Source organism: Cytobacillus sp. IB215665 (genome assembly GCF_033963835.1).
Classification (GTDB): Bacteria; Bacillota; Bacilli; order Bacillales; family SM2101; genus Nanhaiella.
In genome coordinates, this window is the sequence record NZ_JAXBME010000030.1 from 20,755 (window position 1) to 30,092 (window position 9,338).

A 9,338-nucleotide genomic window follows, 5' to 3' on the forward strand; every position below is an offset into this window, starting at 1 on the left:
TTATTTTTTTCAAAGATTAGGTAAAGAAGAGTATTATCATTTCATCATCTTTATCAATAATTAATTTGATCCAAATTACCATTGACAAAACATATACTACAAGTGTAATATTAATATTAAATATTACACTTGTAGTACATAAGTCGTGTATAAGGAGATGTTCCAAATGAATAACCAATCAAAGATATCTGAATCAGAATGGAGAGTCATGGAGGTTTTGTGGGAAAACTCACCCTTAACTTCTGCTGAAATTATTCATCAATTAAGTAGTACGACAGATTGGAATCCAAAAACGATACACACCTTAATAAATCGTTTAGTAAAAAAAGAAGTGCTAGGTGTTAAAAAGGGAGAACGATTTAAACTCTTTTTCCCACTTATATCTGCAGAGGAATGTAGAAAGATGGAGACAACATCTTTTTTACAAAAAGTCTATTCTGGATCTCGCCAAATGTTTATTACAAATTTTATCAAAGATGAGAAGCTGACTGAAAAAGAGATTGAAGAATTAAAAACACTTCTTCAACAAAAAAGAGAGAATGAAGAATAATTCTGTGTGAATAGTGTGGTGAGGAAATGGATGTACAAGGCTTGTTTTCACTTGTTTTAAGCTTGTCTCTATTAGGCAGTGTGATGACAGGTGTCATTTTCCTTATGAAAAAAGGATTTCATAATAAGATGTCTGCTCATTGGCACTATTATATTTGGTTGTTGTTAATTGCTAGGCTAATCATACCTTATAGTTTTGAAACTTCATTATTAATGCCTGAAAAAGAGCCAGAACTAAGCACTTCAAATTCAGAAGAATTTGAAGGAACTAATAATCAGATCAGTACGATTGAAAAACAAGAAAGCAACAATGTAATAGAAGAAGTGTCACCCGTAATTAGTAGAGATAAAGAAAAGGTAGTTTCTATTAAATCTTTAAAGCAAATATTACCTATTATTTGGATAGCTGGAGCTACCATTACACTGTTAATAATGTTAATAGTTAATTTCCATTTTCATTGGAGATTAACAAAGAATGAAAAGTGTGAAAATTATGAATTATTAAATCTTCTAGAAGAATGTAAGAAGAAATTGAAGGTTAAAGCCAAAGTTCAAATCATTTATGATGACTCAATGGGTACACCTTCTGTTGTTGGTTTTTTTCGACCAAAAATCCTTGTTAATAAAAATATGTTAAATAGTCTATCCAGTAATGAAATAAAGTTTGTACTATTACATGAGCTAACACATGTTAAGCGTAATGATATCCTTATTCATTGGCTAATCATCTTCGTTCAAGCAATTCACTGGTTTAATCCAATCATATGGTGTAGCTTTTACGCGATGAGGAAAGATTGCGAGATTTCATGCGATGCGTCTGTGTTATCACGATTAAAAAGAGAAGAGCACTTAGAGTATGGTTTTTCCCTTCTTACAGTAATAGAACAAATATCAAAGAAAACATTAATCCCACGATCAATTGGGATGTCAACAAGTCGTTCACATATGAAATTAAGATTGGAGAGAATTACTATGTTTAATAAACCATCTTGGAAATGGATTTCTCTTTCAAGTATGTTAGCTGTTGGAATTATCCTCTCAGGGTTTACCACATTTACAAATGCTACTTCTAATCATTTAATCGATACCTATGAAACTTTTAGTATCGAAGAGGAAATTATATCTGTCGCTCAGGGCGTACAATATGATTTAAAGTTTTCTAGAGTTAATAAAGAAGTTACCATCACGTATTATCCTATACTTAGTGAAGATCCTTATACTGAAGAGGAATTTAACACATTCAAAAGGGACGTACAACAAAGTGTTGAAGAGTTACTTAAATCACGAAATTATAATGAATACAAAGTAAATGTTCTTGCAGATTGGGTGGACAGTAATGGGTGGAATGAAAGATGGGATAAGAAATTTATGCTTTTTGAAGAGATAGAATCTCAAATGGAACAAGACCACAATATCGAGGTTACAGCAAGTATTTCCCCTTCGATGTTAATTCTCAAATTCTATAGAGATGGTGAATTGATAACAAACCCTGAAGAGGTCAACTACTATCACACAGAATTTATCGACCTTTCTATTGAAAGAGGTACGAGTATCAACTTTAAAGAAGTAACATATTTTGGCATGGATGAATTAAGTGAGTATTGGTATAAAGTTGTTTTAGCAATTGATTTAGGGTTAAAGGAAATTGAAGAACTAAAAGTTAGTTCTACGACCATATTAACAATCGATGATCCAATTATTGTTAATACGGATATTAATAGTTCAGATCCAAAAGCAAATGAAATGGAAAAAAAGATTAAGCAATTAATACAAGAATTTTTTGAATACAAACCGATTAGCGAAAAGGCTTCTGGACCTGTAGATGTTATTGTTAAGCATAAAGAAGCTACCTCTACTGATAAGAATAATAACAATAATAATGCTATATATTCTCAACAAGAGTTAGACGAATTACAGAAACAAGTTGATGAAGGACATAGGTCTGGATTGCTTGATCCTGAACAAGTAGCCAGAGAGTTTTTAGATATGATGAATCACATAAAGGTAGATGAGAACACTGATTCTAAATTGATCGTTGATGAAGAAACGAAAAAGATAATTCAATATAGGCTTCTTGATGGAAGGTCAATCCAGTTAGAATTAATTCAACCTAGCAAAAAAGGAGTCGGAGGAATATTTGTTGTTAGTCACTTCATTTTTGTAGATCCAATAAGTAATCCATTACCACAGTTAAGTAATTCACCACTATTTATTGATTTGCGAAGTAACGAGTATGTTGATAAAAAAGATTTAGAATTAATAAAAGCTAAGATCATGAATTTCAAACTACAAAATGGTGAATATATATATGAAATTTTTAATGACAAATTCTCGAAACCAACATGGATTATTGCTAGTTTAGATAGTACAGTCATCCATTTTACAGGCTTTTATAATGGGAATGAATATAAAATTGATTTTAATCGTTGGAGTCCAAGATGGTTGAATATCTCTATTGATGATGAGGAAATACATGAAGATGAGGTATCTGATTATTTTGATAATCTCGTTAAACAACTAACAAAACAATAAGTTTAATTAATGATAAAAATTCCAAAAATGTTAGTCAACCCAAAAATAAAAGAATGAATGGCGTAATACCTCAATGGATTTAGAACAGAAAATGCATTTTGGGAGTATAAGGACCTTAGCAATCTAATACTCTATCAATATTTACAAGAGGAGTGTAGAGGAGAAAAGTATTTCTCTACACTCTATTCTTTCTCATGCAATAGTTCTGCTTTAAAGAATAATAAATATAAAAGAATTTATCTGCACATAAAAATAACTGAAAATTAAAAATTATTATGTTGTAAGGAGAGAGAAACTTGGTGATAGTAGAAGATACCTTTTTAAAAGAATCTTTTATTTCTAAATGGTCAATTTCTAATTTTCTACCGGAAGAGATGGTCTCTAAACTGACCCTTTGCAGGTATGATCAAGGGGAACTAGTTATTGATTCGAAAGATAATATGCAAAATTTACACTTTTTAGTTATGGGAAAAGTTAAAGCCTATACCATTAATCAAGAAGGGAAAGTTTTTCTCTTTAAGTTTTTTAACCCATTTAGTGTCTTCGGAGAATTAGAATATGTAACAAAACAATTTAAACATCCATCCTTTTACCTTGAAACAATGAATGAATCTTATGTTCTAAAAATCTCATGGTCTGATTTATCTCAACTAACCCCGAACAATAAATTAAAGCTTATGAAATATTTAAATGAATTGTTAGCTCAAAAGCTTACACTTACAACTGATTTATTATGGTTATTTGTATACACATCATTAGAAGAAAGGTTAGCAAGATACTTATTGGAGGTAAGTAATAAAGTAGGTTCATTTCAACCTAGTTATACTGTTAAAATCATTGAGTTAGCTCAGCTTCTCGGAACAAGTAACCGACATCTTTTACGTACGATCAAAAAAATGACTGATCAAGGACTGATTATGAAAGAAAAGAATGAGATTAAAATTATAAATGAAATCAAATTAAAAGAAATGGTAATTAAGAATTTATATGAATTGTAGGGTTATAAACAACATTATTTTAGAAATGTTTGTTATTTATATGGAAGGTTCTATTGGGTTACCGTTTTTATAATAACGCTATTTTTCGTAAATATTGTTGTTTATGATATAAATTTCATTATGTTTATATTCTTCTATTTGAATAAGATGAAAAAATAATAACAATGATAAATCTGTTTTATTTGAAAAAAAGCATGAGTTGGTGAATAAATTATGAAAAACATTTCTTGGTTAAAAGGTCTTATGTTCGGTGTTTTATTTTCATTCATTACAACATTTTTATTTATCTTATTAGGATATGCCGTGGCTAGTGGAATCCATTTTGTTTTGATAAATAATTGGTTGTATTTCTTAGTAATAATTCCTGTAACGTTTACTGTTGCTATATTAAGAGGATATTTTAGAAATAGAAATGAATTTTCTAATAAAGTACGTTGGCTTTTAAGTTTTATATGCACATCTCTCATAATCCTATTTGCCGGCACTCTATTTTCAATCATTACAGTCTTTTTATTTGCCCAAATAGGAATAGTATGGGCTGGTGGCAGAATAACTTTATTCTTTGGGTCGGAAAGTTGGTTATATTACTCTGTAATAATTCCTTTTACTATTACTTTTGCAATATTAGGAGGATACTTTCACAATAGAAATGAATTGTCTAATAAAAAACTTTGGGCAATAAGTCTTATATGTGCATTTCTAGTAACCTTATACAGTGGAACAATTGGTGCGATTTTTGGCGAAACTATCGTTAGAGGTGGTATGGAGACGATAAATGTTGAAGGAACTTTAGTATGGGGGGCACTTTATGCTTTTATTTTACTACCCTTTACCACACCATTTGCAAGGTTTCTGATAGGAATTTTCTACAAAATCATTGAAAATAAAAAACCGAATTACTTAAAACTTTAACCTCTTATATAGGGGTTTTTTTGAGTATGACTTCACCATTATCCCTCCTAAAACTTTGATGATAGATTTAATGCTTATCCTCATCCTCATTATTCAGCCCTCACGATCTAGATTAGTGTGAGGGCTTCTGGCTTGAAATTGATAAAAATTCATTAAACTTAATTAAATCAAGCTCGCTGATAACACTACAATAAAGGACCAAATGGCAAGTAGTATAACATCAATTACTATATTTACGTTTCGAACTACATGGAAATAATATTTGACAACGATAATAAAAAGTGATAATTCATTTATAAACCACCTGGTCTAGACTAACTGGTTTATAAATAAATTAAGGGGGAATAGCCAAATTGAAGGAAAAATCATTTGAAAGGAAGCAAGAACTACTTGAAGCTGCACTAGACGTTTTTTCGCAAAAAAGTTATGAAGACGCTTCACTAAATAGCATCATAAAGAAGGCAGGTATAAGCAAAGGTACTTTTTACTATCATTTCGGAGATAAACAAGAACTATATATTTTTTTACTGGAGTCTTCTTCAAAAGCAAAATGGGACTTTATTAATAATAAGATTCATGAATACAAAGAGAGAAATGCTGAAATAGATATTTTTGATATGTTTAAGCTACAGGCTAGAATTGGTGTAGAGTTTGCCATTACTTTCCCGAAGTACTACAAGTTAACTAAGATGATGCTCAAAGAAAAAAATAATGAAATATTTGAAGTCGCAATAAATACACTTGGAAGGGATTCTGGTGAAATTCTTGTAAACATGATTGACAAGGCAGTAGAGGATGGAATCTTTAAGGAGGAATTTCCAAGAGATTTTATTGTGAAATCTGTAAGTTACATGTTTTCCCATTTTAATGAAATATTCAATGAAGAAGACGATTTTGATCTGAACAGAACACTTCAAAACTTAGAACTTTTTGTTGATTTTATGAAGTATGGTTTAAAAAAACAATGAAACCTTTATTAACGTTAAAGTTTAAACATCCTGAAGTCAGGGAGAGCATTTACCTCCACCTGATTGGAAAATCTCATATGTAGTTGTATAAAACAAGAGCTTAGAATAATAAAAAGGATGATGATAATGAAGAATAAAAAACGAATTGATATGATGGTAGCCCTTATTTTTGCCATCTTCACAATAACTTTTTTAATTTTATTTAGAACGAATCAAGACTTTTTTAATTGGACTTTCGAAAGGCATCACAATGTATTAAGCTGGTATGTCAGGCCGTTGTTTCTAATACCTTTTTGTTTCTTTGCTTACAAGAGGAGCTTGGCAGGTATTTCAGCAACAATATTTTTGCAATTTACTAGCATGTTTTGGTTTCCTAAGCCCGAAACTACTAATGAGCTTGTAAATCAATTTTTGGCAATGGAAATGGTGTACTTACAGGGGGAGTTGAACTTTTCACTAATTTCACAAACCCTTCTAATACCTATATCATTCATTGCTTTAGGAGTAGTTCTCTGGAAACGTAATTTAAAGCTTGGAATTTCTGTTGTTATCCTTATGACCATCGGTAAAATGATTTGGAGTGTGGTTCAGGGTGGGGAATCTGGAACATCAATCTTTATTCCTGCCATGTTAGGCCTAATAATTTGTATAGGTGCCATAGCCTTTGGTTTTAAAAGGCTAGAGAAAAAAGCAAAGCAATAGAGAGAGGTTGTTTTTATGAATATTAAAACATGTCTAATCACAGGGGCTAATACAGGAATCGGTAAAGCAGCAGCTATACAGATAGCAAAAGAAGGTTATCATGTAATACTGGCATGTAGAAGTAAGGAAAGAGGAGAGATAGCTTTAGAAGAAGTACGCAAAGCGAGCAATAGCAGTTCAATTGAATTAATGCTTGTGGATTTATCTTTACAATCATCAATAAAGGATATGGTAGAAAAATTCCGATTACAATATGATAGATTAGATGTCCTTATTCACAATGCAGCAATCTTTGATATCACACAAAAAAAAGTCAAGTATACAAAAGAAGGGATCGAAAGTATATGGGCAACCAATCACTTAGGCCCAGTACTACTAACACAACTGTTATTAGGGTCGCTTAAGCGTAGTCCTCAGGGTAGAATTATTACAATATCCTCAAAAGGTTTGCTTGCTCATCCTTATTTACAAGTTGACCTGGAAGACCCTGAATTTCGAAATCGAAAATTTAATGTAGCTAAGATGTATTATCAATCTAAAATTGCTCAAGTCATGTATTCCTATTGGCTAGCTAAGAAACTAGAAAAAACAAATATAACGGTGAATAGTATACGAGTAACAAATGTAAAAGTTGATCTCAGCCGTTACCCTAACCTTTCAAACATTGAAAAGTTGGGATATATTCTTAAGAGCAAAAGTTCTATAACCCCTGAAGAAATGGCAAAAACGTACACTTATTTGGCAACTTCTAATGAAGTTAATGAAGTCACGGGAAAATATTATGATGAAAAAAATAAAATGGTTCGCTCATCTAAGTACAGCTACGACTTTGATAATATAAACAGGGTAATGGATGTATCCATGAAATTTATAAATATGTGATAGCCACTATATCTCTAATGAATATGCGAGTTGCTACAGTTTTAGAGGTAGCAACTCCACTATTTCTCTGAATATAAGATTAGATATTCTAATCCACCAAAGAGACTAAGTGGGTTATTTAAATATAGTAGACTTTTACTATTTTGTTATGATATAACCCCTAAATGTTTTGCTTGTTGGAGAAACAAAAAACAAAATTTCTTCCCTTTCACTTACTATTCTTCCGAAAGAAGTCTCCTTCTTCTAAAACTAGTTCGAATTGCGAACAAATAAACGACGAACTTTTTCTATCTGAATGAAAGAGTATTCCGTCTTTGAATATCAAAAACGAAGGTATTCGTCAGTTAGTTTACTTATAAAGATTAGAACTCATAGTTCACGCGGCGTAGCCTAATAAATTTAGGACAAGTTAGTTTTTTTACCTAGGAAGCAATTACTTTAAACAACCTGTAAGGGTGTTATTGGCGAGATTTCACTTCTTGTTACAAGAAGAAATTCCTTTAAATCATGACATTAGTCATCTCCATAAAAAATCCCATTATTTATAATAATAAGTAACAAAAGAATGATATGGTATTTTAATGTAAGCTTAATGACAAGCTAACAACCCTTATTTTAACATTTGAATATAGGAACTATTAATAACAAGAGTTAGTGGCGTAAATTCTAAAAAACTACCTGTAGTTTGCTTTTTTAACAATATCAAACAATTAACTTGTAAATATATTTTGTCGTTGAATGTTACAAAAATTATTTAGTTAGCAGATCTTCATTCAAAATATACTCTAGGTGTAAAAGAGGGAGCAAGGAAATGACAATTGTTCAATTAGAAATCTTCTTTACAGTTACAGAAACTAATAACTTTACAAAAGCGGGGGAAGTCATTGGATTGAGTCAATCAGCTGTAAGCCATGCTATTTCAAGTTTAGAGTCAGAATTAGGGTTTAAACTTTTTAGCAGAGATTATTCAGGAATTAAAATTACGAAAAATGGCGAGAAATTAAAAATCTATGCAACAAAAATTTTAAAGGAAGTTAAGCAATTGAATGAAGAAATACTAAAAATTAATAATGGTGAGAGTGAAAAAATGCGTATAGGTTTTTTGAACCATACAATAAATAATTTCTTTCTAAATAAGTTAAAACAATTTAAACAAAATAACCCTGTAATTGATGTTGAGATCTGGGAAGGTAGTCATGAGGAAATTGTAAATTGGATTGTCGCAGAAACTATTGATTTAGGGTTTGTATATCTACCTTTACATAATACAATGTTGGATGTTTCTATTTTAAAAAGAGACAACTACTGCTTAGTTTTACCACATGAACATCCGCTACGAGAAGAGACAGAACCTACAATAGAAAAGTTAATTTCAGAACCTATTATTCTGTTGCAAGAGGGAGAAAATGATCCTATTAATAGCTTTTTTAGTCAATTTAATAATAATGTACATACACGATTTACAGTAAATAATATAAGTTCTATTATTAATATGGTAAGTGCTGGAATCGGAGTTGGTATTATACCAGAAATTATGGTACCAAATACAGACATTGTATATACTAGGCCCTTTCATCAAAATGTACATCGGACGATAGGATTAGCAACTAAAGCCTCTAATTCAAATCCAACAGCTGTAACAAAGTTAAGAGAAATAATTACAAATTAACTACCAATGCAATTTCATTGCTAGTAATAGGTAGAAAAAGCATGTTAACTATTTATCAACCCCAGACAGAAGACCTCCACTTCAAACCAAAACAATGCGAAGCGAGTGAAGGTTAAGTGGGTGATG

The 9,338-nt window shown here is 30.9% G+C and carries 8 protein-coding genes; all 8 read left to right on the forward strand.

The window, feature by feature from the left end:
- Positions 1–166: 166 nt before the first annotated feature.
- The 8 genes from SLH52_RS22505 to SLH52_RS22540 all read left to right on the forward strand — a co-directional run bounded on the left by SLH52_RS22505 (position 167) and on the right by SLH52_RS22540 (position 9,212).
- The gene (locus tag SLH52_RS22505; RefSeq protein WP_320211442.1) at positions 167–550 is read left to right on the forward strand and encodes a BlaI/MecI/CopY family transcriptional regulator; all 384 of its coding nucleotides are present in this window, start codon (positions 167–169) and stop codon (positions 548–550) included.
- A 26-nt stretch (positions 551–576) separates the two neighbouring features.
- Complete coding sequence (locus SLH52_RS22510) at positions 577–3,081, forward strand: M56 family metallopeptidase (RefSeq protein WP_320211443.1); 2,505 nt, start codon at positions 577–579, stop codon at positions 3,079–3,081.
- Positions 3,082–3,380: 299 nt separating this feature from the next.
- The gene (locus SLH52_RS22515) at positions 3,381–4,079 is read left to right on the forward strand and encodes a Crp/Fnr family transcriptional regulator (protein WP_320211449.1); all 699 of its coding nucleotides are present in this window, start codon (positions 3,381–3,383) and stop codon (positions 4,077–4,079) included.
- Between the two features lie 213 nt (positions 4,080–4,292).
- On the forward strand, positions 4,293–4,991 hold the full coding sequence (locus SLH52_RS22520) for a hypothetical protein (RefSeq protein WP_320211444.1): 699 nt from the start codon (positions 4,293–4,295) through the stop codon (positions 4,989–4,991).
- Between the two features lie 353 nt (positions 4,992–5,344).
- A complete protein-coding gene (locus tag SLH52_RS22525) occupies positions 5,345–5,959 on the forward strand; it encodes a TetR/AcrR family transcriptional regulator (RefSeq protein WP_320211445.1) in 615 nt (204 codons plus the stop codon).
- A gap of 126 nt (positions 5,960–6,085) precedes the next feature.
- Positions 6,086–6,661 carry a hypothetical protein gene (locus SLH52_RS22530; protein ID WP_320211446.1) on the forward strand — a complete coding sequence of 192 codons (576 nt, stop codon included), beginning with the start codon at positions 6,086–6,088 and terminating at the stop codon, positions 6,659–6,661.
- Between the two features lie 15 nt (positions 6,662–6,676).
- The gene (locus tag SLH52_RS22535) at positions 6,677–7,543 is read left to right on the forward strand and encodes an SDR family NAD(P)-dependent oxidoreductase (protein WP_320211447.1); all 867 of its coding nucleotides are present in this window, start codon (positions 6,677–6,679) and stop codon (positions 7,541–7,543) included.
- Positions 7,544–8,354: 811 nt separating this feature from the next.
- Positions 8,355–9,212: a LysR family transcriptional regulator gene (locus tag SLH52_RS22540; protein WP_320211448.1), complete on the forward strand. Its 858-nt coding sequence runs from the start codon at positions 8,355–8,357 to the stop codon at positions 9,210–9,212.
- Positions 9,213–9,338 lie beyond the last annotated feature (126 nt).